The 21,088-nt window shown below is 45.0% G+C and carries 23 protein-coding genes and 1 pseudogene; 8 read left to right on the forward strand and 16 right to left on the reverse strand.

The window, feature by feature from the left end; all coding sequences use genetic code 11:
* Window positions 1–4: 4 nt before the first annotated feature.
* Both VFDL14_RS0123075 and VFDL14_RS0123080 read left to right on the forward strand, forming a co-directional pair.
* Window positions 5–338, forward strand: a pseudogene (locus VFDL14_RS0123075) (DUF1971 domain-containing protein).
* Window positions 339–505: 167 nt separating this feature from the next.
* Complete coding sequence (locus tag VFDL14_RS0123080; protein WP_032550565.1) at window positions 506–1,504, forward strand: 2-hydroxyacid dehydrogenase; 999 nt, start codon at window positions 506–508, stop codon at window positions 1,502–1,504.
* 62 nt (window positions 1,505–1,566) lie between these two features.
* Here the strand turns inward: VFDL14_RS0123080 and VFDL14_RS14480 are convergent, their stop codons facing one another.
* The 7 genes from VFDL14_RS14480 to ltnD form a co-directional block, all read right to left on the reverse strand.
* Complete coding sequence (locus tag VFDL14_RS14480) at window positions 1,567–2,439, reverse strand: patatin-like phospholipase family protein (protein WP_032550566.1); 873 nt, start codon at window positions 2,437–2,439, stop codon at window positions 1,567–1,569.
* 172 nt (window positions 2,440–2,611) lie between these two features.
* Window positions 2,612–3,781, reverse strand: coding sequence for a glycerate kinase (locus VFDL14_RS14475; protein WP_032550567.1), 1,170 nt, complete (start codon window positions 3,779–3,781; stop codon window positions 2,612–2,614).
* Window positions 3,782–3,861: 80 nt separating this feature from the next.
* Window positions 3,862–5,316 carry a GntP family permease gene (locus tag VFDL14_RS14470; protein WP_032550569.1) on the reverse strand — a complete coding sequence of 485 codons (1,455 nt, stop codon included), beginning with the start codon at window positions 5,314–5,316 and terminating at the stop codon, window positions 3,862–3,864.
* A 145-nt stretch (window positions 5,317–5,461) separates the two neighbouring features.
* Window positions 5,462–6,238 carry a 2-oxo-tetronate isomerase gene (otnI, locus tag VFDL14_RS14465; RefSeq protein ID WP_032550571.1) on the reverse strand — a complete coding sequence of 259 codons (777 nt, stop codon included), beginning with the start codon at window positions 6,236–6,238 and terminating at the stop codon, window positions 5,462–5,464.
* Window positions 6,238–6,885, reverse strand: a complete 648-nt coding sequence (locus VFDL14_RS14460) for an aldolase (protein ID WP_200870289.1) — start codon at window positions 6,883–6,885, stop codon at window positions 6,238–6,240. Before VFDL14_RS14460 ends, otnI begins: the two co-directional genes overlap by 1 nt.
* An 11-nt stretch (window positions 6,886–6,896) precedes the next feature.
* A complete protein-coding gene (gene otnK, locus VFDL14_RS14455; RefSeq protein WP_032550572.1) occupies window positions 6,897–8,153 on the reverse strand; it encodes a 3-oxo-tetronate kinase in 1,257 nt (418 codons plus the stop codon).
* Between the two features lie 31 nt (window positions 8,154–8,184).
* Window positions 8,185–9,087, reverse strand: a complete 903-nt coding sequence (ltnD, locus tag VFDL14_RS0123085) for an L-threonate dehydrogenase (protein ID WP_032550573.1) — start codon at window positions 9,085–9,087, stop codon at window positions 8,185–8,187.
* Between the two features lie 279 nt (window positions 9,088–9,366).
* Between ltnD and VFDL14_RS14450 the strand changes: the two genes are divergently transcribed.
* Entirely contained in the window at window positions 9,367–10,122 is a 756-nt protein-coding gene (locus tag VFDL14_RS14450) for a DeoR/GlpR family DNA-binding transcription regulator (RefSeq protein ID WP_032550574.1), read from the forward strand.
* Between the two features lie 34 nt (window positions 10,123–10,156).
* Here the strand turns inward: VFDL14_RS14450 and VFDL14_RS23645 are convergent, their stop codons facing one another.
* The 4 genes from VFDL14_RS23645 to VFDL14_RS14435 form a co-directional block, all read right to left on the reverse strand.
* A complete protein-coding gene (locus VFDL14_RS23645) occupies window positions 10,157–10,450 on the reverse strand; it encodes a hypothetical protein (RefSeq protein ID WP_050487375.1) in 294 nt (97 codons plus the stop codon).
* A 41-nt stretch (window positions 10,451–10,491) separates the two neighbouring features.
* Window positions 10,492–10,830: a hypothetical protein gene (locus tag VFDL14_RS14445; protein WP_032550575.1), complete on the reverse strand. Its 339-nt coding sequence runs from the start codon at window positions 10,828–10,830 to the stop codon at window positions 10,492–10,494.
* A gap of 218 nt (window positions 10,831–11,048) precedes the next feature.
* On the reverse strand, window positions 11,049–12,026 hold the full coding sequence (locus VFDL14_RS14440; protein ID WP_032550576.1) for a Gfo/Idh/MocA family protein: 978 nt from the start codon (window positions 12,024–12,026) through the stop codon (window positions 11,049–11,051).
* 3 nt (window positions 12,027–12,029) lie between these two features.
* Window positions 12,030–12,329 carry a putative quinol monooxygenase gene (locus tag VFDL14_RS14435; protein WP_032550577.1) on the reverse strand — a complete coding sequence of 100 codons (300 nt, stop codon included), beginning with the start codon at window positions 12,327–12,329 and terminating at the stop codon, window positions 12,030–12,032.
* 106 nt (window positions 12,330–12,435) lie between these two features.
* Between VFDL14_RS14435 and VFDL14_RS14430 the strand changes: the two genes are divergently transcribed.
* Entirely contained in the window at window positions 12,436–13,317 is an 882-nt protein-coding gene (locus VFDL14_RS14430; protein ID WP_032550578.1) for a LysR family transcriptional regulator, read from the forward strand.
* Here VFDL14_RS14430 and VFDL14_RS14425 read toward each other — a convergent pair.
* The 3 genes from VFDL14_RS14425 to soxR form a co-directional block, all read right to left on the reverse strand.
* On the reverse strand, window positions 13,303–14,505 hold the full coding sequence (locus VFDL14_RS14425; RefSeq protein ID WP_050487376.1) for a winged helix-turn-helix domain-containing protein: 1,203 nt from the start codon (window positions 14,503–14,505) through the stop codon (window positions 13,303–13,305). The genes VFDL14_RS14430 and VFDL14_RS14425 overlap by 15 nt on opposite strands.
* 111 nt (window positions 14,506–14,616) lie before the next feature.
* On the reverse strand, window positions 14,617–15,267 hold the full coding sequence (locus VFDL14_RS14420) for a DsbA family oxidoreductase (RefSeq protein WP_032550579.1): 651 nt from the start codon (window positions 15,265–15,267) through the stop codon (window positions 14,617–14,619).
* A 126-nt stretch (window positions 15,268–15,393) separates the two neighbouring features.
* Window positions 15,394–15,840, reverse strand: coding sequence for a redox-sensitive transcriptional activator SoxR (gene soxR / locus VFDL14_RS14415; RefSeq protein ID WP_032550580.1), 447 nt, complete (start codon window positions 15,838–15,840; stop codon window positions 15,394–15,396).
* 84 nt (window positions 15,841–15,924) lie between these two features.
* Between soxR and VFDL14_RS14410 the strand changes: the two genes are divergently transcribed.
* Window positions 15,925–17,127, forward strand: a complete 1,203-nt coding sequence (locus tag VFDL14_RS14410; protein ID WP_032550581.1) for an MFS transporter — start codon at window positions 15,925–15,927, stop codon at window positions 17,125–17,127.
* An 83-nt stretch (window positions 17,128–17,210) separates the two neighbouring features.
* On the opposite strand, the gene VFDL14_RS14405 is transcribed toward VFDL14_RS14410, so the two are convergent.
* On the reverse strand, window positions 17,211–18,008 hold the full coding sequence (locus VFDL14_RS14405) for a Cof-type HAD-IIB family hydrolase (protein WP_032550582.1): 798 nt from the start codon (window positions 18,006–18,008) through the stop codon (window positions 17,211–17,213).
* A 120-nt stretch (window positions 18,009–18,128) separates the two neighbouring features.
* On the reverse strand, window positions 18,129–18,668 hold the full coding sequence (locus tag VFDL14_RS14400; protein WP_032550583.1) for a TetR/AcrR family transcriptional regulator: 540 nt from the start codon (window positions 18,666–18,668) through the stop codon (window positions 18,129–18,131).
* A 142-nt stretch (window positions 18,669–18,810) separates the two neighbouring features.
* Here VFDL14_RS14400 and VFDL14_RS14395 point away from each other — a divergent pair, with 142 nt between their 5' ends.
* From VFDL14_RS14395 to arsB, 3 genes are all read left to right on the forward strand, one after another.
* Window positions 18,811–19,335, forward strand: a complete 525-nt coding sequence (locus VFDL14_RS14395) for an HPP family protein (RefSeq protein ID WP_032550584.1) — start codon at window positions 18,811–18,813, stop codon at window positions 19,333–19,335.
* Between the two features lie 135 nt (window positions 19,336–19,470).
* A complete protein-coding gene (locus VFDL14_RS14390; protein WP_032550585.1) occupies window positions 19,471–19,809 on the forward strand; it encodes an ArsR/SmtB family transcription factor in 339 nt (112 codons plus the stop codon).
* Between the two features lie 131 nt (window positions 19,810–19,940).
* Window positions 19,941–20,996, forward strand: coding sequence for an ACR3 family arsenite efflux transporter (gene arsB, locus VFDL14_RS0123095; protein WP_032550586.1), 1,056 nt, complete (start codon window positions 19,941–19,943; stop codon window positions 20,994–20,996).
* Window positions 20,997–21,088 lie beyond the last annotated feature (92 nt).

The following is a 21,088-nucleotide window of genomic DNA, read 5'->3' on the forward strand; positions in this document are numbered from 1 at the left end:
CTTTATGGCCCATTTACGTATTCCAAAAACACTGGACGATTCAACGCTCAACGCCCTTTTTCACCAAAGACAATATTCCAGCGGCACTACTCAACCGCCACAATACCGCCGAGGGTGTGTTTGGGCAGATCTGTGTAATGGAAGGGACTGTCACTTTCTATGGCTTTGCTAATGCTGATGCTATAGAGCCAGAGCAGGTCATCGTGATTGAAGCGGGTCAATTTGCTACGAGCCCTCCTCAATACTGGCACCGTGTTGAACTCAGTGACGACGCGCAATTCAACATTAACTTTTGGTCTGAAAAAGAGACTAAGAAGATGTTCAACACTCGTAAATAACAGTGTGCTTTTAAGATCTTCAATAACGAGTAGCCCTATAAAACCACAAAATAACCATAATAAAAACAATGACTAATCATGATAGACAACACATCTAAAGTGGCGCACACTGCGTGAATTGATCATTTTGATACTTATTATTGATGTTTAAGGTAAGAGAGGAAGCCATGCTCAACATTGCTTTTTTTAGCTCAAAGTCATACGACGAAAAGTCATTTACACTGGCGAAAGGTGAACTCAAGGCTGAGTTTCATTTTCACGATTTTCGTTTAACCACCACGACAGCGAAGATGGCTCACGATTGTGAAGCAGTGTGTGCCTTTGTAAACGATGATTTATCTCGCGACGTTTTGGAAGTATTGGCTCAAGGTGGCACTCAGCTTATTGCAATGCGTTGTGCAGGCTTCGACAAAGTTGACCTCGAGGCGGCAAAAGAGCTTGGTCTTCAGGTTGTTCGCGTTCCAGCTTATTCGCCAGAATCCGTGGCTGAGCACACCGTCGGCATGATGATGTGTTTAAACCGAAAACTGCACAAGGCATATCAGCGTACTCGTGACGCGAACTTCTCTCTTGAGGGCTTGGTTGGTTTCAACTTTCACGGTAAAACCGTCGGTGTCATCGGTTCAGGCAAGATTGGCCTCGCGACCATGCGTATCCTGAAAGGCTTGGGAATGAACATTCTGTGTTACGACCCATACCCTAACCCACTTGCTGAAGAGCTGGGTGCAAGATATGTCGAGCTGGATGAGCTATATCAACACTCAGACGTGATTTCTCTGCACTGCCCTATGAGCAAAGAGAACTATCACCTACTTGATGCGACAGCATTTAGCAAAATGAAAGATGGTGTGATGATCGTGAATACCAGCCGTGGTGAACTGCTGGATTCTACGGCTGCGATTGAAGCTCTAAAACAGAGCAAGATTGGCGCACTAGGCCTTGATGTTTACGACAACGAGAAAGAGCTGTTCTTCCAAGATAAATCTAACGATGTGATTGTCGATGATGTATTCCGTCGTTTGTCTGCATGTCACAACGTACTATTCACTGGCCACCAAGCGTTTCTGACTAAAGATGCTCTATCAAACATTGCCAACACAACGCTAGGCAGCATTACTGCTTACTTTAGCAATGAAAAGAGTGGCAATGAGCTTATCGAGCTATAACCGATAGCTCTAGATACGAATGACCACGAGCTGACTTGGAACTCGTGGTTCATTAAAAGATCTTAAATACAGAAGTGGCAGTTTTCCGTATCTAAGCCATGCATACCATTTCGAATCGCCAAATGTTCATTACCCGCATCGATACCCATTTGGTACCCCTCACTCAATAGCGACTGGTCCATGGTCAACCTTTTTACTCCAAAGTTCTCTGGTGGGGCGATCACTTTGATCTTGGCATCCTTCGGTGGGTTACGAATAAACTCTAGCGACTGGTTATAGTTTTCAGCGCGAACCGCCATCGATTCTGCAATATTTGGATACTTTGAAAGCAGCTTTTTGATCACCCACTGATACTTTTGTGGCTTCATCTGATAACTCAATGGATGCGACAAAATCACCGTAATATCACGTGCACCGCGACGATAAGCTTCTCGAACGGGGATAGAGTCCGCAACACCACCATCGGTATAACAACCACCTGAAAAGCATGGCGTTTCTCGATAAGCAATAGGTAAAGCTGTTGTCGCCTCTACAACATTGGATAGATTTTCTGGATTGATTTGGTAGTAGTTCGCGTTGCCAGTTTCAACATTAGTCACCGCTGCATAAAACGGAATGCCGCCAAATAGACGGCTGTAATCTAATGGGTAACGTAAGTTCGACTCTTCCCACAACCATTTCACGTCTACCAAATTGCCACCCTTAGCAAAACGCGCTGGGTTAAAAAAGGCTTTGTCTGTCGCCATAGTGGTGATCACATCTAGGCTACGACGAGGGGCATGAGACAGATAGCCGATCAAGTTGGAAACGCCGGCCGACACACCGAATGCAAAATCATACGGTTTAAATTCTTCCGCCATGAATGCATCTAATACACCCGCTGCGAAAATACCTCGCATGGCGCCGCCTTCTACAATCAGTGCTTTCTTACTCATTTTTCTACTCTATTTACTGCTCTAAAACTGATAAAAGGAATAGTAAAACTCGCTAGCCCCAAATGATAATGGGATAAATGTATAGATTCGATAGGCAAAATCTATCGACAAAAAAGCCGCAGACGAAATCGCCTACGGCTACAAAGATTTAAATAAGACAGATTTATGAAGGTCAGTTAAGAATGGCAGAGCCGAGTTTGAGTGTCGCGGCTATGTTTCGTGCTGTTCGAGTTAGGTTGATTTCTGCCTCTTTCAATACTTGCTCTAGCGGCTGAGGAGAACGTACTGTGCCAAAAAGCGATCCCATCGCAGAGTAGAGTTCATCGACTTCAGTGCCCAGCGAACCCGCAATTCCTATCGTTGGGATACCCTGCTTTTGTGCTCGCAGCGCAATACCAAAAGGGGTTTTACCTTGCAGGGTTTGGTTGTCCATCTGCCCTTCTCCAGTTACAACCAGTGAAGCACCTTTAAGTACCTCGTCAGCATTAAGAGTGTCGAGCACCATCTCAATACCAGGCTTTAACTGCATCGCAAACAGCAAGCTCAACCCCATTGGCGTGCCACCCGCAGCCCCATAACCTGATATTTCTAGGGTGTCGGCTTTGGCAACGCTAGGATGTTGTTGCATGGCAACGGTCGCAAAGTGGTGAAGAGCCGAATCCAACGCTTGTACTTGTTCAGACGATGCCCCTTTCTGTGGACCAAAAATATGACTCGCACCATTTTCGCCGCAAAGTGGGTTTGCAACATCACAGGCAACTGTTAGGTCAATATTGCGCAAGCGCTCATCTAGTTCTGAAAGGTCGATAGACGTTAGCTGAGACAAAGCAAATCCACCTAACGCGATCTCCTTACCTTGTTCATCCAGCAGTTTTCCTCCTAGTGCCTGAACAATACCTGCACCGCCATCATTGGTCGCACTGCCGCCTAACCCAAGTATGATCGCCTCTGCACCTTGCTCAATCGCTTCAAGCATTAATTGCCCAGTACCAAACGACGTCGCTAGCATTGGGTTACGCTTATCTGGAGCTAACAAATCCAAACCGGACGCTGCGGCAATCTCAACAAGAGCAGTGCGCTTTGGGTTACTGGGTGAAGGCTCTAGCATTGCCCATTGCGCGGCAACTGTATTACCAAGCGGGCCCATAACTTCAGTGGTGTACTTGTTACCCGACAATCCCTGAAGCAGCACATCGACAGTGCCTTCTCCGCCATCAGCTAGGGGAAGTGCAACATACTCTGCATCCGGAAACACTTCTCGAAATCCGTTTTCAATACATTTCGCCACAGAAGCAGCGTCTAATGACTCTTTGAATGAGTCTGGTGCGATAACTATTTTCATAATTCGTAGATCCAATAAGCCCCTAGGAGTGATCGATGAGCCAATCAAACGATAGGGGCAGTATAACCAGAGATGCGGTATTAACTTGCTGCTGCAGCTTTTACTTGTGACTTCTCTTTAGATTTTAACCAAACCATAATCGCGCCAAGTACAGCAATTGGTACTAATGGGTCGATCATCGTGCCGCCCTTACCAAACACTAAGTTCAAAATCATGATGATAGATGCACCAATTGCCCAAGCAATCGTTGATGAGACTGACCAGATCTTGATTTGATCGGTTAACTCAGTGATACCAAGAGTACGGTTAATGATATGGAAGTAAGAGTCGTTTAGGTGCGAGAAACCAACAGGGCCAACCGCACATGCTAGCGCAACGAATACAGGGTCAAGGCCAAGTGTTTCAACCAATGGTAGTGTCATCGTTGCTGCTACCATCATTGATGCCGTTGCTGAACCTTGAATTAGACGAAGCATAGAAGCAATCGCTAGTGGTACCAATAATGGTGGAATACCGCTGCTTGCGATAGCATCAGCAACCTGTGGACCAGCACCTGATGCTTTAAGAACTGCACCCATAGCACCACCACAACCAGTCACAACAAGGATTAGGCCCGTTGTAGAAAGTGCGTCGTCCATTGAACCCACCATGTCTTTGCGTTCAATTTTCATCGTTAGGCCATAAAGCGCCATCAGCACACCAATACCCACTGCAACTACAGGATTACCTAGCAGTGACAAAACAGTATGCAGCGCAGTGTCACCCTTACCTACTAACGTGTTAATTAAGATAAGCGCAATAGGAATCAGAATTGGACCGAAAGATAAGAAGTTGCTTGGAAGCTCTTTGTCATCAGTCGCTTCTACTTTTTCTAGGTTCGCCCAATCGGCTTGGTTAGTAATCCAAGTTTCACCATTTGGCACACGGTAGTACTCGTTGCCAACACGACGAATATAGATCATCGACAATAGCATCATAGGGATTGAAACCATTAAGCCCCACAACATGTATTGACCAAGGTCGACACCAAGAATTCCTGCTACAGCCACCGGACCTGGTGTAGGTGGTACAAGAGCGTGAGTGATAAGGAGGCCAAGTGCTAATGTAACACCAAGACCAACGGCAGATTTACCAGTGTCACGTGAAATTGCGCGAACAAGAGAATGCAAAATAACGTACGCGGAATCACAGAAGACTGGAATCGCCACTAGCACACCAGTAAAGCCAAGCGCTAGATCTTCTCGACCTTTGCCACACAGCTTAACGAAGGTTTTCGCCATACGAACCGCTGCACCAGAGCGTTCAAAACACGCGCCCATAATCACGCCAAACGCGATGATTAGACCGATACCGCCAAGCACGCCGCCAAAGCCTGCTTTAATTGCATCAATCAATTCAGTTGGTGCCATTCCTGCAAATAGCCCCATGATAATGCTTGAAATAACCATTGCGAGTGCTACTGGAATACGCGTTTTTATGATCATTCCCATCATGGCAATAATACCAATCACAATGCCTATCAATGCTCCGTCCATTTTTAATTTCCTTTTGTTTCTTATTTTGTAGGGAAGTACTGTGGGCAATTCGATCTACCCACAGTGCTTTCTATGCAAGCGATTTATTCGTTGTTAAATCGTCGAATTATTTATTTTTTAATCGGTTCTTAATTGAATTGCCTGATTAGAGATACGGCTTGACCCAACCGAGACCTTGTTCTGTTGTTTTTCTTGGGTTGTACTCACAGCCAATCCAACCTTGGTAACCTGAGTCATCCAAAACATTGAATAGGTGCGGGTAGTTCAGTTCACCTTCCGACGGTTCATGTCGTTCGGGTACTGATGCGATTTGGATATGACCGGTATAAGGTGCAACATCGCGAATCAATGTGCTTAGGTCACCATCCATAATTTGTGCGTGGTATAGGTCGAGCTGCAATTTCACGTTTGGACGATCCACTTGCTTGATAAGCTCTACAGCTTCACGTTGATGCGCGACAAAATAGTTCGGCACATCGCGGTTGTTGAGAGGCTCAATCATCAGCTCAATGTCCTGCTCTGCGAACTTGTCAGCTGCATAGCGGATGTTCGAGATGAAGGTATCAACGTGCTGTTCACGTGTGAAACGTGCATCAACGATGCCAGACATGGCGTGAACCTTTTTACAGTTCAGCGCGTTGGCATACATCAGTGCAGTTTCAACACTTGCTTTAAACTCTTCCTCACGACCTGGGATAGCTGCAAAGCCACGCTCACCCGCATCCCAATCGCCCGGAGGCATGTTGAACAAGGCTTGTTCAAAGCCGAACTGCGCCATCTTGTTTGCGAGATCTTGTGCTTCAAATGGGTATGGGAAAAGGTATTCCACCGCTTTGAAACCCGCTTGATGCGCCTTCTCAAAACGCTCTAGAAACGGTACTTCTGTGAATAGCATGGTCAGGTTTGCTGCGAACTTAGCCATTATTTACCTCTCCCTTTTAAGTCTTGAACCTCAGCATCCGTTAGGTATCGGATGTTGCTGTCTTTAAGAATGAACGCCAGTTTTGCTGTCTCTTCCAGCTCTTCCGCGTTGTCTACTGCATCTTCAAAATCTGTACCTGTGATTACTGGGCCGTGGTTTGCCAGCAAGAAGGCTCGGTAATCCCCTGCTCGCTGCGCAAGCTCTTCGGCAATTTGCGGATCGCCCGGACGCAGATAAGGAATCACTGGCAACTCACCAATGCGCATCACAAAGTAAGGCGTGAAGGCTTTAATCGCGTTATCGCGATCTAAACCATCTAGGCAAGAAAGCGCTGTCAGGTAAGTTGAATGCAGGTGCACAATTGCATTGCATTCAGGGTTATTGCGATAAATCGCTAGGTGAAATGCCGCTTCCTTCGATGGCTTCTTGCCAGAGATATGGTTGCCATCTATGTCCACTACCGAGAGTTCTTCAGCAATCAAGCGACCAAACGATGAGCCCGTTGGCGTTGCCAGAAAGTGACCACTTGGCAGTTTCAGTGAAAGGTTACCTGCACCGCCTGTCGCATAGCCACGCTCAAACATCGAGCGCGCCATAGTGACCATTTGCTCTCGCAGTTGTTGTTCTGTCATTAATTCTTTACTCATCACAGCCTCACTTATGCAAAGAACGACTGCGCTTTGGCAAAGAAGTTTTCATCGCCGAAGTTGCCAGATTTCAGAGCAAGAGAAAGGTCACCTTCTACCGATTTAACCCAAGGCACACCCGGTGCGATTTGAGGACCGATATGGAAGCCTTTCACCGCTAGGCTTTGGGTCACAACACCAGAGGTTTCACCACCAGCAACGATGAAGTTTTTCACGCCGTGCTGCTGAAGTTTGATGGCAAGCTGGCTAAAGAATTGCTCGACCGCATGGCTTGATGCCTGCGCGCCAAATTCTTGTTGAATGGCTTTTAGTGCCATTGCATCCGCGGTTGCGTAAACCAGTGGCGCAAACTCACTCTCAATGTTTGTCATCACCCAATCAAACACTTGGTTTGAGTAAGCTTCGTCCGTCAGGCACGCCTTCACATCAATCGCGAAATGCGGCGCTTTTTCTTTGTAAACCGCAACCTGTTGGTTCGTCATCACTGAACAAGAACCAGAGAACACGACCGCCGCCGCTTTTTCAGGATTACCCGCTTGCTTCGCATTGCTTTGGTCTTCTAGGTGTTCAACCCAGTTCTTCGCAATGCCTGCTGCCAGACCAGAACCGCCAGTCACCAATTTTAGAGATTTCGCTGCTTGGCCAAGAGTAACAAGGTGCTCTGCATTAAATGCATCAACCACTGCGTAGCGATTGCCTTGTGCTTGTAGCTCTTCAAAGCGCTCAGTGACCGCTTGTGAGCCTTGCTCAATCACTTGGAAATTCACCAAGCCTGAAGTGCCTTGAGATTGAGCATCCATCATGCGAATAAGGCTTGAATCCGTCATTGGTGTCACAGGGTGATTACGCATGCCCGAGTCGCTCAGCAGATCTTGGAATACAAATAGATGGCCGTTGTAAACCGTGCGACCATTCACCGGCAGTGCAGGACATACCATTGTGAACTCTTCACCTAGCTCAGCAAGCAGTGCATCCGTTACAGGACCAATGTTGCCCTCTGCTGTGCTGTCGAACGTTGAGCAGTACTTAAAGTAAAACTGCTGACAGCCTTTTGCTCGCAGCCACTTAAGCGCTACAACTGAATCATTGATTGCTTCGTCCACAGGACAAGAGCGAGATTTAAGACTGATCACAACCGCGTCTGCGTTTACATCAATCTCTTCCTTTGGAATGCCGTTGAGTTGGACTGTGCGCATGCCGTTTTCTACTAGAAAACCAGCTATGTCAGTTGCGCCAGTAAAGTCATCTGCGATAACGCCTAATAACATAATTTCTTCTCCGATTTACCTGCGCTTATTTCTATTTGCTTTCCACACCTGGAAGCTCGATGCCATCAAAGATCTTGATAACAGCGCTATCATCTTCCTGACCAAAGCCTGCATTGCTTGCACTTACAAACATGTTAAGTGCTGCACTTGATAGAGGAAGTGGGAATTTCAGATCTTTTGCGGTGTCCGATACGAGATTTAGATCTTTCACAAAGATGTCGACCATAGATTTTGGTGAGTAGTCACCGTCTACCACATGCTTCATGCGGTTCTCGAACATCCAAGAGTTACCCGCTGCGTTCGTTACCACGTCGTACATCAGATCAAGAGGGATATTTGCACGTGCTGCTAATGCCATTGCTTCTGCACCTGCTGCGATATGAACACCCGCTAGCAATTGGTGGATAATCTTCACCGTTGCACCAAGGCCAATCGCTTCACCAATGTTGTAAACCTTAGCGGCCGTTGCACTCAGTACCGGCTCAAGTGCATCAAACGTGCTTTGAGCGCCAGATGCCATGATGGTCATCTCACCCGCCTCCGCTTTCACCGCACCACCAGAAACCGGCGCATCTAGCATGACGAGATTGTGCTCAGCTAGCTTCGCTTCGATTTGTTTTGCATCTTCCGCTGAGATGGTTGCCGAAACCATAACTGGCGTGTTTGCCTTAAGCGCCGCAGCAAGACCTGTTTTAAACAGGACTGTATTAACTTGAGCTGCGTTCACAACCAGAACAAGAACCGAATCTAGCTTGTCTGCAAACTCGACTGCATTAGTAGATACTGCTTTCGCACCAAATGAACCCAGCTCTTCTAGAGCTTGTGGGTTAAGGTCGAAACCATATACATCAAGGCCTGCACGCACACATGATTTCGCCGCGCCCATACCCATGGAACCTAAACCGATAACACCGACAGATTGAACTTCATTCATAACAACAATGCCTTCTTGGAAAATATAAGTAGATTTTGTTAATTCTTGTTTATGTTTGTGATTATATGTGAAGGTGGTATTTCCTACTTAGTGATAAGTCACATTTTTAACAAAACTTAACACACGGGTGCCGATTTAACCCTTTTTAGGCATAGAATCTAGACTCAAAATGCCAAATCACATAAGTATGTTCACATTTAGAACACAAGTTCACAGATATTCACAAACTCAGTGAAGATTGATAGGATATTGGGAAAACAAAGACATAGAAGAAGATCCATGATTCCAGCAGAACGCCAGCGCACTATTTTGTCGCTATTATCACATCAAGAAGTGATCAGCATTTCTGAATTAACAGAGCACCTTGGTGTTTCACACATGACAATTCGACGAGATATAGTAAAGCTAGAATCGTCAGGAAAAGTTATTTCTGTGTCTGGTGGTGTTCAACTTGCACAGGCTCTTCACAGTGAGCTTTCACACGATGCAAAGGCTGAACAACAAGCGCTTGAGAAAGTACAGATAGGTAAGGTAGCGGCTAGCTTGATTTCACCGGAAGCAACCATTTACTTAGATGCGGGAACAACGTCGCTCGAAATCGCTCATCAATTAGCAGGTCGAGACGATCTGTTAATCATCACAAATGATTTTTCAATCGCGGCTTATTTAATGAATCACACTCGTTGTGAAATCTACCATACAGGTGGCAAAGTCGATCGTGAAAACCAATCCAGTGTGGGAGGGAAAGTTGCAGAGTTTCTCAAAGGCGTAAACATCGATGTGTCCTTCATCTCTTCATCATCTTGGAACCTAAAAGGGCTATCCACCCCTAATGAGAATAAAGTTTCGGTCAAACAGGCCATCGTGTGCGCTGCACAAACTAACTACTTAATATCTGATTCAACCAAGTATGGTCGAGTAGCAAGCTTTCACGCACTCGATCTAGAAGAACTCAACGGAATTATTACCGATAGCAACCTATCCGCGAGCGTAATCGAAGAGTTAAAAGATAAGGGTATTGAAGTTATTTGCTAATCGAACCCTTGGGATTAAGGGCTAGAGTACTCTTCTAGCCCCTTCGAAGCACCTTCACAATACGAGCCGCAAAGAAGATCACTAAGCTAGCAACATAGATCTTGCCAACCCATAAGCCCAGATTCATAAGCTGATTCTCCTGCTCAATTAAAACTTTGTACTCGGCATTTGAGAGGTAAGGGTCATCAAAAGGAGCAACGCTCGCTCCCCAAAACATCCAAACAAACCAAACCATAACGCCAATGACCAGAAACATCGCTAATAATGAGAGTTGTTTAAGAGCACCGAGCAGTGTTTGCGTATTCAACGACCATTGAGCTTTTTTCACTTTATGTCCTCTATCGTAGGGAAATGCGTGAAACGAGACGACTAGAGTCTCAAGTTCCACTTGCCTTGGTGGTCACGGTCGCAGTTTTCTTGAGTATCGTAACTAATGTGCTTATCCGCATTCTTTAGTTTAATTCCAACCTGATTGAATGCATTTTGAATGACCGTAGCGACTTCCTGTTGTCCTCCACTCTCTAAGAAATGGGTTCTGTCTTGATTGGTATCGAATACACCAACGATTTTCAGGCTTTGAGGAAAAGAAGAGAAGTTGACCGTATGAGTCACCCACAGAAAACCATCATAGCCTTTCAGCGTATCTTCACAAACGTCGGTGAGTACGTCTCTGATTTGGTTTTCAATTTTCTTATCCGATTTGCGCATGAAGCAACGTTCCTATTTAACACCTTAAAATATAAGGTTTTTACAACTCAAATTTGTTAAGCCGTATTGGACACTGCGGCTGTTTGAATTGCAAAGTATTTATAGGGAATCAAAAGGGAATATATTTGGGGGAATATGTGAGAAAGAACGACCCAAGTTGATTAGCGGAGCTATACAGCAAGGTAATCAAGCATGAGTCGTACATACAAGTCTGGGGGTTAAGCGCTCGCCGCTTGTTCCCAATCCGTCAGCAATTTCATGATTACGCGTGAGTTTTGGTGAGTTGCCATTGGCGCAGCAAGTTCCTTGCTACCTTGCTCAACCGCCTGGCGGATATTGCGCACTTGATAATGGAATCCATCGCCTTGCGCTTCAACTTTCACTTCACGCTTCGACGTTTCATAGACCTCAACCGTGAATCTGTTTTCTTCAGTCGGTAACCATGGGTTAGTATCGAGCGTGATACAGCCTTTGCTACCTAGAATCATAAAGCCATGCTTTAGCCCGTGGTCTTCTGCAGTGTGGATTTGCGCAGTAAAACTATCGTTGAAACGCATCATCGCTGACGATTCACAGATGTTACCATCGTGACCGCGTCGACCAATTGCAGAGATCTGTAGGTTTTCAAACACACTCTCGCCAAATTGGTGCTGTGCAACAGAGTGAATCAGAGACATAGGGTAACAACCTAGGTTGTACAATGCACCTTTACTTTCTGGATTCACAAACTGATCAATCGCCGCGATGTATGACGCTTGAATCGAGCGTACTTCCCCAATTTCACCATTTGCTAACTCTTTATGAAGCGAAGCGATAAGTGGGTGATTTAGATACATCAAGCCTTCAGCAAAGAATACGCCCGCTTTTTTAACCGCCGCTAGCGCTGCGTCTGTTTTCTCCATATCAACCGATAATGATTTCTCACACAGAATCGCTTTGCCTTTTTGAGCAGCTTTAATGACGTACTCATGGTGAACGTGATTTGGTAGCGCAATGTAGATGATATCAACTGATTCATCTTCGATTAGAGCGTCATAGCTATTAAAAGTGACAGTTGGCTGATATTGCGCAGCAAACTCGTTCAGTGTTTTCTCTGTACGCCCTGCAACTGCGTATAGTTCGCTTTGAGCATCGCCTTTGATTGCATCAGCCATGACACCCGAAATAAAGCTGGTTCCTAGGATTCCCCATTTCATCGTTTACTTCTCCTGCTTCTGAGTTTCAAATGCTTGTACCAGTTCAGTCATATCAGTCTGAATAAAGGCCTGCGTATGAGGCATACCAAAGTGTTGATTGATCGCTTCACGATCAGCGTACTGCTCAAGCAAGATAACTCTATCACTCTGCTTTTCATCATAGGTTGCAATCGCTTGTAAGCAACCCGGTTCACTCTGCATGTCTAGGCAGAACTGCTCAATCGCTTCGATGGCTACAGCACGCTCAATGTTTGGCTTTATTCTTAGTTCAGCCGTTACGAAGATAGGATTCGTCATTTTCATCTTTCCACAGTTTTAGATCCCCACCAATATAATTACCCCTTAATAATTGATAAACTCACGTTTCGTTTATTATTTGTAAACTAAGAGTGTTTAATAGGGCTTTATCATGGACAAACTGACTAGCATGAAAGTGTTCGCTTATGTGGTTGAGCACGGCAGCTTCCGACGCGCCGCGGACCACTTTGCCCTCTCGGCAACCATGATCAGCAAACACATTCACTCGTTAGAAGCCGGCCTGAATACCCAGCTACTTCATCGCACTACACGCAAACAGTCTTTAACCGACTCAGGCAAGCTCTATTACTGCGAGTGTAAACGGATACTGGAAGATATCAGTAACGCAGAAAATCTGATTCAGACACTCGAAAACAAGCCGCAAGGCACGGTTAAAATTAACAGCCCCATCACCTATGGAAATAAGGTGTTAGCTCCCATCATTGCCAAGTTCTTAAGCCAACATCCAAGTATTAACGTTGAACTGATGCTCAATAATGACCTCGTTGATCCTTACTCTTCAGACATCGATTTGATTGTGCGTATTGGGGAACTCACCGACTCCAGTTTGGTTGCTCGCCATCTAGGCGATTATGAGATGATTTATTCCGTTTCTCCGTGCTATCTAGCCAACCATCCTAAGATTGAATCGGTCGATGACTTAGTTAACCACCCATCTTTAGGTTTCAGTTACTCTAGCCGCGGTGATAGCCAAACCAAACAGACTGCAATTCACTCTGGAACCTCTGACCACGTTCGATTGCATTCAAATAATGGTGACGTACTTCGCTATGCGGCTTTGCAAGGTGTCGGCGTGTTACTTCAACCTCGAATTTTGGTTGAAGAGGAGTTAGAAAAAGGAACATTGAAAGAGATTTTGCCAGGATGCGCGCCCAAACCGAAACCGGTTCACCTGCTGTACAAAACTAAGCAACTCTCTTTGAAAAATAGAACTTTTGTCGATTTTTTGCTGAGCGAGTTAAACCGAACCTAATAGAACCTTTAAGCGCTGTGTTAGAACATCACGGACTGTCAGTGGCGTAGACTGATGAACAACGCAATGTGAGCATTGATTAAACGCCATGAAGTGCTGCAGCTCCTGTACTAAGGCTTCAACAAACGACTCAAGCTGTTTGACCTTACTTTCGAGTACTAGATTGTTGATGTGTAAACACCCTTGTTTACGGTCGACTTTACAATCCATGCGCGCTACCAACTCTCCCTGCCACAACAAAGGCAAGCTAAAATAGCCATATTGACGCTTGGCCTCTGGGACATAACATTCGATCAGATAATCAAAGTTGAACAGGGCATTCATTCGCTTTCTTTGAATCAGAAGATTGTCAAACGGCGATAAGATTTTGAGCTTACCTCGGCTCAATGGTCGCTTGAGCAGATCGAGTGAATGTGGAAGTAAATAGTAAGTTTGCTGATCAATGGCAACCTCTATCACCTCGCCCTCCTCCAGCATCTGCTGTAAGACTTGGTTAAGCAGCGGCTTGACGTTCTTCAGTAGGTAACTCATTTCCGAAACGAGCCCCACTCCATTCGCCTGCAAAAATTGGACGATCAGATAACGAGCATATTCGAACTCGCTGGGCACGCTGGTATTAATGTGGCTAGGAACGACGCGCTCGGTTAAATCATACACCTTGTGAAAATTAACCCGCTTAGGCACCATCAAGTCCCCCTGCATAAACAAGGTTTCCAACGCTTGTTTGGCAGGTTTACCGCCCCATCCACCTTTGTTAGCCCGTTCACCCTCAAAGTCTTTGGCCATTAACGGACCTTCTTGCTCAATTCGTTTGAGTACATCTTCCATCAAGCTTTGATCTTTCTTATACCAGTGTTTCAGCTGTCCGGTTTTAAAGCCGTTTTTACGATACAGGCTGTAGCGATAATCACGCATTGGTAAATAAGCGGCAGCGTGCGACCAATATTCAAAGACCTGCTTTTGTTCGAGCAGTACATCAAGATCTTTAGGTTGATAGCGAGCATTTCGATTCCAAAGCGTATGGTGATGAGCTCGCTGGATCACTGAAATAGTGTCAATTTGGATATAACCAAGCTGCTCAAGGGCTGACAAAGTAACTGCTTTTGAGGGCTGTTTAACCTGCTTAGGTGGCAGCAGTTGAGAGTGCAGAATAATTTTTCGAGCTTGGGCAAGAGACAGCGAATCCATAAAGATCCTGAGAGTAACAAAAGGAATAAAAAGAGCCTATCGATTCATATGTTTGCTGTAAAACGACGTAGTCACAAAACAGCAAACACTCTCAATAGGCTATGCAGATGGTTATGACTCTTGTTCTAGCTCTTCGAGTAAGATCTGTTTATACGTTTCTACCGTTTGTGCACCAGTCACAGCGCTGGTTCGGTTGATCACAACCGTAGGAACAGAAGAGATACCTAATCTTTGCCATTGGAACTCTTGCGCCTCTACTTGCTCGATGTAAGATGCCTGACTCAAACGCTCAAGCGCTTCTTCTGCGTCTAGACCAACTTGTTCTAACTCACCTTTCACCACCTTGAGGTCAGAAAGGTCTTTCTGTTCGCTAAAGTGTGCAGTGAAGAAACGCAGTTTAAGGTCGGTTTGTTTGCCATGCTCATTAGCATATTCGAGCAATACGTGAAGATGACGAGAGTTGACCATTCTCATTTCATCGTAAAAATCGAATGTAAAGCCAACCTCTTTACCACGTTCAGCGATATTTAGACGATTTTGCTGACTCTGTTCCGCACTGATTTGGTATTTACGCATCAGATGCTCACGAAGGTTTTCACCCTCTTGTGGCATGTCTGGGTTTAGCTCAAAAGGCTGCCAAGTAAGCCCAACCTTCTGTTCTAGTCCAAGCTCTTGAATCGCCTTTTCCAAATTCTTGTAACCAACCACGCACCAAGGACACATGACATCGGAAACTACATCTAACTGGATTTTATTACTCATCGTTTTTCACTTAGTACTCTACGTACAGTTATGCTAGTCGAGATAATATAGAAAATTATGAACAGTCGTTCAACTATAAATTAGTTCTAGCTTATATACATTGAGTTGCCTTGAAAAGCACCTTGACTACTCTTGGCTTTCTGGCCTTCCTTGAATCAAACTCCCCCCAGTTTGATGCACACCTTTAGTGTCATCAGGGTTGTAAAGTTTGCATTTCTCCATCGATAAACAACCACAATAGATACAGCCACTTAACTCACTTTGCAGTGTTTTTAAGCTTTGAATCTTTGCTTCTAACTGCTTATTCCAATCCAGAGCAAGTTGCTCCCACTCCTCTTTCTTAGGCGCTCGATGAGTGGGCAGCGTTGCTAGCGCATCAATGATCTCTTGCAGAGACAGGCCGATATTTTGAGCCGCTTTAATAACTGCAATTCTTCGTAGGATTTGTCGATCAAACTGGCGACGATTCCCTTGATCTCGAGTACTGGTGATAAGTCCTTTCTGCTCATAGAAGTGTAGCGTTGGCACACTTACACCAGCTCGCTTAGCCACCTGCCCTACTGTCATATGCATAAACTTTCTCCTAAAAGCCGTTGACCTCAAGTTAACTTTAGGATTTAGAGTAGCCCAAAACGAACACAATTACATGGACAGAGTATGAAAAGTAAAACCCCACCCTACCTCGCAGGACGATTCTTTGATGGCATTAGTTCTGGCCTCTTTATGTTGGCACTACCTTGGTTAATGCTCAGCCAGCCCGGTCAAGGTGAGTTCGTCGCACTCACGGCACTGGCTTGTACCCTCACTACTTTCTGTTCAACACCCTATTTTTCAGCTTTGATCGACAGACACTCACGCAAAAACATCTTGGTATGGATGCAGGTCATTCAGTTTATGACCGCATTTTTAGTCGCTTTCATCTACGCTATCGGTTGGGAAAGCTTATGGGTTTTAGGGGCAGCACAACTGGTCTTTTGGGTATCGAGTAACTTAGCTTGGCACACCAATAACGCGTTTACTCAGGAAAACTATAACCAAACGGAGTATGCGAAGATCTCAAGTTATCAAGAGGTTGTAATGCAGTCCACCACTCTAGGTGCTGGCGCTCTGGGCGTAATTCTGCTGGAACAGTGGAGCATTATTGAGTTTGGGTTATTTGCGGGTGTCGCCTCTTTGTTAGCTACCTTTAGTTACCTGCTAACCCCTTATCAACGCCGTATAAAGTCATCAGTTCGTACACCATTCAAACAACAACTGATTGAGATAAAAACACTCGTTGTTCAATCGCCCTCATTCTTTGCCTTTTTAATGGCGTCGTGTCTCTCTTATCCGGTACTTACTTTTCTAAGTCGTCTGGTTCCAATCTGGTTCTCTGAAATCGACATCACTGGAGATTGGTTAGCCCTTTACAACATAGCTTTAGGAGTAGGTGCTTTGGTGATTGGTTTGTTGATACCTAAAATCCTAAAAATGGCTTCTCATCAAACCATCATGCAACTGTCGATGCTGATCATAGGCTTAACTTTAGTCGCCATTGGCCAGCTCAGCGATCCGGTTTACATCATCGCGCTAACCTTAGCACTAGGGGCGTTCAATGCTCTCAATCGAATCGCAAGGACTAACTGGATGCACCATTCCGTAGACATGGCTCATCGAGGACGCGTTGATGGTGGCCTAACCTTATTCGCCACTATGACGCAAAGCTTAAGTTACGTGCTCATCGCCTTCTTAGCCTCAACTGATGCGATTGTGTACGGGTTTGTGATTGTGGGAATCATTGTACTAGCCGCAGCACTTTGGATGACACAGCTTGTTAAGCAGATTAGCCCAGAGTGCACCCTGTCGAATCAATGTGTTTAGCTTCTATTCGTCAGAAACGCTCAATAAAAAACCAGCTCACATAGGGAGCTGGCTTTCGATGCATAAGTAAGGCGTTGAATGATTTAGCTGAGAAGCTTTTCAATCACTTGGAAAACACCCGCTTCTTTATTGCTTGGCGCACTGAAACGCGCAATCTCTTTCAATTGTGGATGCGCATTATCCATTGCATACGAGTGGTAGCTCTCTTTTAGCATCTCATAATCGTTGAGGTAATCACCAAAGCTCATCGTCTGTTCGTATGTGAAGCCCAAGGTATTCTGTAGATGTTTGATCGCCGCACCTTTTGAGGCTTCCGCATTCATTACATCCAACCAAATTTTAGCACTGACGACGACTTGAAAATCTTCACCAAACTTCTCGTTAATAGAAGGATTCACAAACTCTTGCGAGCCACCGAAATGACAAATCGCAACTTTAATGAATTCATCGTCAACCGCCAGTAGATCATCCACTAGCTCGCAACGGTGGTAGTATTTTGCGAATTCAGTTGTCGCTTGCTCGTCTTGCGTTTCAATATAAGCAGACTTCTTACCGCAAAGAACCAAATGAGCGCCGTCAATCTTGCGCGCCTCTTTGATGATCGCTTGAATTGATGCTTTATCGATCGTGCAGCTATAAAGCTCTTCGCCTTTATGCATCACTAGTGTGCCGTTTTCAGCAACAAACATCATGCGATCTTTAATCGGCGCAAAGGTCTCCATCAGGCTGTAGTACTGGCGACCAGAAGCAGCGGCGAACATAATATCTTGCGCTTCTAGCTTCTCATACAGGTCAAAAAATGCGGGATCAAGCTTACCGTGCTCATTGAGTAGAGTGCCGTCCATATCAGCAGCGATAAATTTAATGTTGTGGTGTGGCATCTTCAAAACTTACCTTAAAATTATTGTCATCTACTCGCCATGGCGAGCCAAGAGCGAGAGTATATCTCAACAAGGAGCGCTATTTCTTGTCCTAAACACGCCTTTCTTTCTATACCAGAATCAGTACCCAGCCAGCATCAACCAAGTTTTATGATAATGATCTTTGTCTGCTTCCAATCTTTCAAACTCGCTTCTAACAATCAGTCCTTCTAAAAACACCATCATCATTTCTGAGCGAACATCGTCGTTTGATGATGCACTAATCACCTGATCAAGAAGGTTTTTTATCCAAGTTTTGTGCTGTAGAGATAAGTGTGCAATCTCGCTTTCAGACTCCTTAAACTCAGCCAGAGCATGCATGAACATACAGCCCTTAAAATCGTTTTGTGCGAACCAGTTGAAATGCCAGTCCAACAGTGAAGATAGCTTTTCTTGCGAACTCTGAGCTTCTGCTATACAGGCCGCTAAACTCTCTTCAAATCTCAGATGGCGCCTTGCCAATACCGATTCAATGAGTTTGGTTTTAGAACCAAAATGACGATACATCGAAGTCTTTGAAATACCTGCTTCGTCGCGAATCATATCGACACCCACAGCAGTGTAACCAAGCCGATTAAATAAAGACTCTGCCACGTCTAGAATTAGATCTTTTTTACTCATTACTTTCAACTCGTTAGATGCATTCAAAAACACAGTTTGAAATCTGTCGTTGCAATAAGTGTACAGATCTGTATCATTTAAATCAAACAGTACAGATCTGTACACATTGAAATATCAAACTATCTTAATCGAGGAGATAAGTATGAGAAGTCGATTATCAGGTGGAGGCTCGCTACCACCCAAAGCTGACGCAATACAAAAATTAAAAGGATTTATCGGTGGAACAGCAGGAATTTTAATGTTGTCTCTGCTTGCAGACTATTCAGGGATACCTTGGTTAATGGCGCCATTCGGGGCCACGTGTGTACTGCTGTTTGCCGTGCCCACTTCGCCGCTTGCACAACCGAGAAACATTGTTCTCGGCCACTTCATTTCGGCCGCCGTGGGACTATCTGCTCTGTTTGCGTTTGGTGGTTCATACGTCGTCATGGCGATCGCAGTCGGAACTGCCATCATGTTAATGCAACACTTCCGAGCGGTTCATCCACCAGCGGGAGCGAACCCTATTGTTATTGCGCTCGCTGGCACCGCCAATATTGATTGGACATTTCTGATCACGCCGGTATTAAGTGGCAGTTTGGCTCTTGTTTTTATTGGTACTCTGTTAAACAACAGCAATAAAAACCAAGCATGGCCACTCTATTGGCTTGGAGAGAAAAGCCAATAAGCACATGATAGATATAGAAAAATAATAATCAGCTAACGGTTAATGTGCGAGTTAGAAAAGATAAATTTGACCGACTCAGTAAATCGGCTTACTATTAATCGTCTTTTAACGATTAGTAGTAAGCGAAACATCACCATGACAGCACAATGCGAAGCGAAGGGTAACTGCGGTACGCTGCCACCTGGCAACAGTGAAGCGGAACAAGAGATGGCAGCCCTAGCCAAAGCACTTGCTCATCCTGCAAGAATACGTATTTTGAGTATTCTCTCTGCTTTAGAGAAGGCCGGTGGTTGTTTGAATAGTGACTTGGTTAGCGAATTGGGTCTTGCTCAGTCGACGGTTTCTGAGCACCTAAGAATTCTGAAAGCCAGCGGTTTTATTACAGCGGAATCCATCCCACCAAAGATGTGTTACCGCATTGACCGCGACAATATTCAGCGCTTTGAATCTATCTTTAACAACATTTTGAAGTAACAGCCATTATTGGCTAGAAAACAACGACCACACTAAGCGATAGGCTGAAATATAGCCTGTTCCGATTAGTGTGTTTTTTTGCCTCAATTAATCGCCTTTCGACGATTAACGATAACAATAGAGAGAATAGTATGAAACCGAAGTTGAGTTTTCTAGATCGCTACTTAACACTCTGGATCTTCATCGCCATGGGACTGGGTGTCCTTATGGGTATTATGTTTCCACAAATTGAACAGTGGAACGAATCAATGTCAGTAGGCAGCACCAATATTCCATTGGCCATTGGTCTGATCCTAATGATGTATCCGCCACTGGCTAAGGTAAACTACAGCCTATTGGGCACCGTGGTTAAAGATAAACAAGCGATCAAACTGTCACTCATCATGAACTGGATCGTTGGCCCAATCTTGATGTTTGTTCTTGCGATTACATTCTTGGGTGACCAGCCAGGTTACATGGTCGGCGTTATCCTAATTGGCCTTGCTCGCTGTGTGGCAATGGTGTTGGTTTGGAATGACATCGGTGGCGGCAACAAAGAGTACGGCGCGGCGTTGGTTGCTCTCAACAGCGCTTTCCAAGTTGTGAGCTACAGCTTTATGGCTTGGCTGTTCATCAGCGTATTGCCACCTGTGTTTGGTTACGAAGGCATGATGGTTGATATCTCCATGATTGATATCGCCCATAGTGTATTGATCTACTTGGGTATCCCGTTCTTGGCAGGCTTCCTAAGTCGTAAGATCTTGGTTTCGATCAAAGGTGAACAATGGTACACAGAGGTATTCATCCCACGCATTTCGCCAATGACTTTGATTGCCCTATTGGCAACCATTGTTCTGATGTTCAGCCTGAAAGGTGAGATGATTGTTGAACTGCCAATGGATGTCCTGTTAATCGCGATCCCGCTGACAATTTACTTCACAGTGATGTTCTTTATCAGCTTCTTTATCGGTAAAAAGATGGGCATCGATTACGACAAGAACGCATCGATCGCTTTCACAGCAACGGGTAATAACTTTGAGTTAGCGATTGCGGTATCTATCGCGGTGTTCGGCATTAACTCTGACCAAGCATTCGCAGGCGTTATTGGCCCACTAATCGAAGTACCAGTCCTGATTTACCTAGTAAACGTCGCTCTGAAAATGAAAGACAAATATTACTCAGGTCAAACAGTAAAAACGCTTAACTAATGTGAGCGTATATAATCACTGTTGATACAAAAACCAAAGGCTCATTCCGAAAGGTATGAGCCTTTTTAATTTCCGCACATCACTCAACAGCT

Origin of the sequence: Vibrio fortis, assembly GCF_000695685.1 — a bacterium.
GTDB lineage: Bacteria > Pseudomonadota > Gammaproteobacteria > Enterobacterales > Vibrionaceae > Vibrio > Vibrio fortis_A.

Excerpts from the sequence above, each read along its gene's own strand:
- VFDL14_RS14405 (WP_032550582.1), bottom strand. The coding sequence starts at position 18,008 with ATGCCACACCACAACATTAAATTTATCGCTGCTGATATGGACGGCACT.
- VFDL14_RS14435 (WP_032550577.1), bottom strand. The coding sequence starts at position 12,329 with ATGAAAATGACGAATCCTATCTTCGTAACGGCTGAACTAAGAATAAAG.
- VFDL14_RS0123080 (WP_032550565.1), top strand. The coding sequence starts at position 506 with ATGCTCAACATTGCTTTTTTTAGCTCAAAGTCATACGACGAAAAGTCA.
- VFDL14_RS14410 (WP_032550581.1), top strand. The coding sequence starts at position 15,925 with ATGAAAAGTAAAACCCCACCCTACCTCGCAGGACGATTCTTTGATGGC.
- VFDL14_RS14450 (WP_032550574.1), top strand. The coding sequence starts at position 9,367 with ATGATTCCAGCAGAACGCCAGCGCACTATTTTGTCGCTATTATCACAT.
- VFDL14_RS14440 (WP_032550576.1), bottom strand. The coding sequence starts at position 12,026 with ATGAAATGGGGAATCCTAGGAACCAGCTTTATTTCGGGTGTCATGGCT.
- VFDL14_RS14420 (WP_032550579.1), bottom strand. The coding sequence starts at position 15,267 with ATGAGTAATAAAATCCAGTTAGATGTAGTTTCCGATGTCATGTGTCCT.
- VFDL14_RS14430 (WP_032550578.1), top strand. The coding sequence starts at position 12,436 with ATGGACAAACTGACTAGCATGAAAGTGTTCGCTTATGTGGTTGAGCAC.
- otnI (WP_032550571.1), bottom strand. The coding sequence starts at position 6,238 with ATGGCTAAGTTCGCAGCAAACCTGACCATGCTATTCACAGAAGTACCG.
- soxR (WP_032550580.1), bottom strand. The coding sequence starts at position 15,840 with ATGCATATGACAGTAGGGCAGGTGGCTAAGCGAGCTGGTGTAAGTGTG.
- VFDL14_RS14395 (WP_032550584.1), top strand. The coding sequence starts at position 18,811 with ATGAGAAGTCGATTATCAGGTGGAGGCTCGCTACCACCCAAAGCTGAC.
- VFDL14_RS14445 (WP_032550575.1), bottom strand. The coding sequence starts at position 10,830 with ATGCGCAAATCGGATAAGAAAATTGAAAACCAAATCAGAGACGTACTC.
- arsB (WP_032550586.1), top strand. The coding sequence starts at position 19,941 with ATGAAACCGAAGTTGAGTTTTCTAGATCGCTACTTAACACTCTGGATC.
- otnK (WP_032550572.1), bottom strand. The coding sequence starts at position 8,153 with ATGTTATTAGGCGTTATCGCAGATGACTTTACTGGCGCAACTGACATA.
- ltnD (WP_032550573.1), bottom strand. The coding sequence starts at position 9,087 with ATGAATGAAGTTCAATCTGTCGGTGTTATCGGTTTAGGTTCCATGGGT.
- VFDL14_RS14480 (WP_032550566.1), bottom strand. The coding sequence starts at position 2,439 with ATGAGTAAGAAAGCACTGATTGTAGAAGGCGGCGCCATGCGAGGTATT.
- VFDL14_RS14400 (WP_032550583.1), bottom strand. The coding sequence starts at position 18,668 with ATGAGTAAAAAAGATCTAATTCTAGACGTGGCAGAGTCTTTATTTAAT.
- VFDL14_RS14470 (WP_032550569.1), bottom strand. The coding sequence starts at position 5,316 with ATGGACGGAGCATTGATAGGCATTGTGATTGGTATTATTGCCATGATG.
- VFDL14_RS14460 (WP_200870289.1), bottom strand. The coding sequence starts at position 6,885 with ATGAGTAAAGAATTAATGACAGAACAACAACTGCGAGAGCAAATGGTC.
- VFDL14_RS14425 (WP_050487376.1), bottom strand. The coding sequence starts at position 14,505 with ATGGATTCGCTGTCTCTTGCCCAAGCTCGAAAAATTATTCTGCACTCT.
- VFDL14_RS14390 (WP_032550585.1), top strand. The coding sequence starts at position 19,471 with ATGACAGCACAATGCGAAGCGAAGGGTAACTGCGGTACGCTGCCACCT.
- VFDL14_RS14475 (WP_032550567.1), bottom strand. The coding sequence starts at position 3,781 with ATGAAAATAGTTATCGCACCAGACTCATTCAAAGAGTCATTAGACGCT.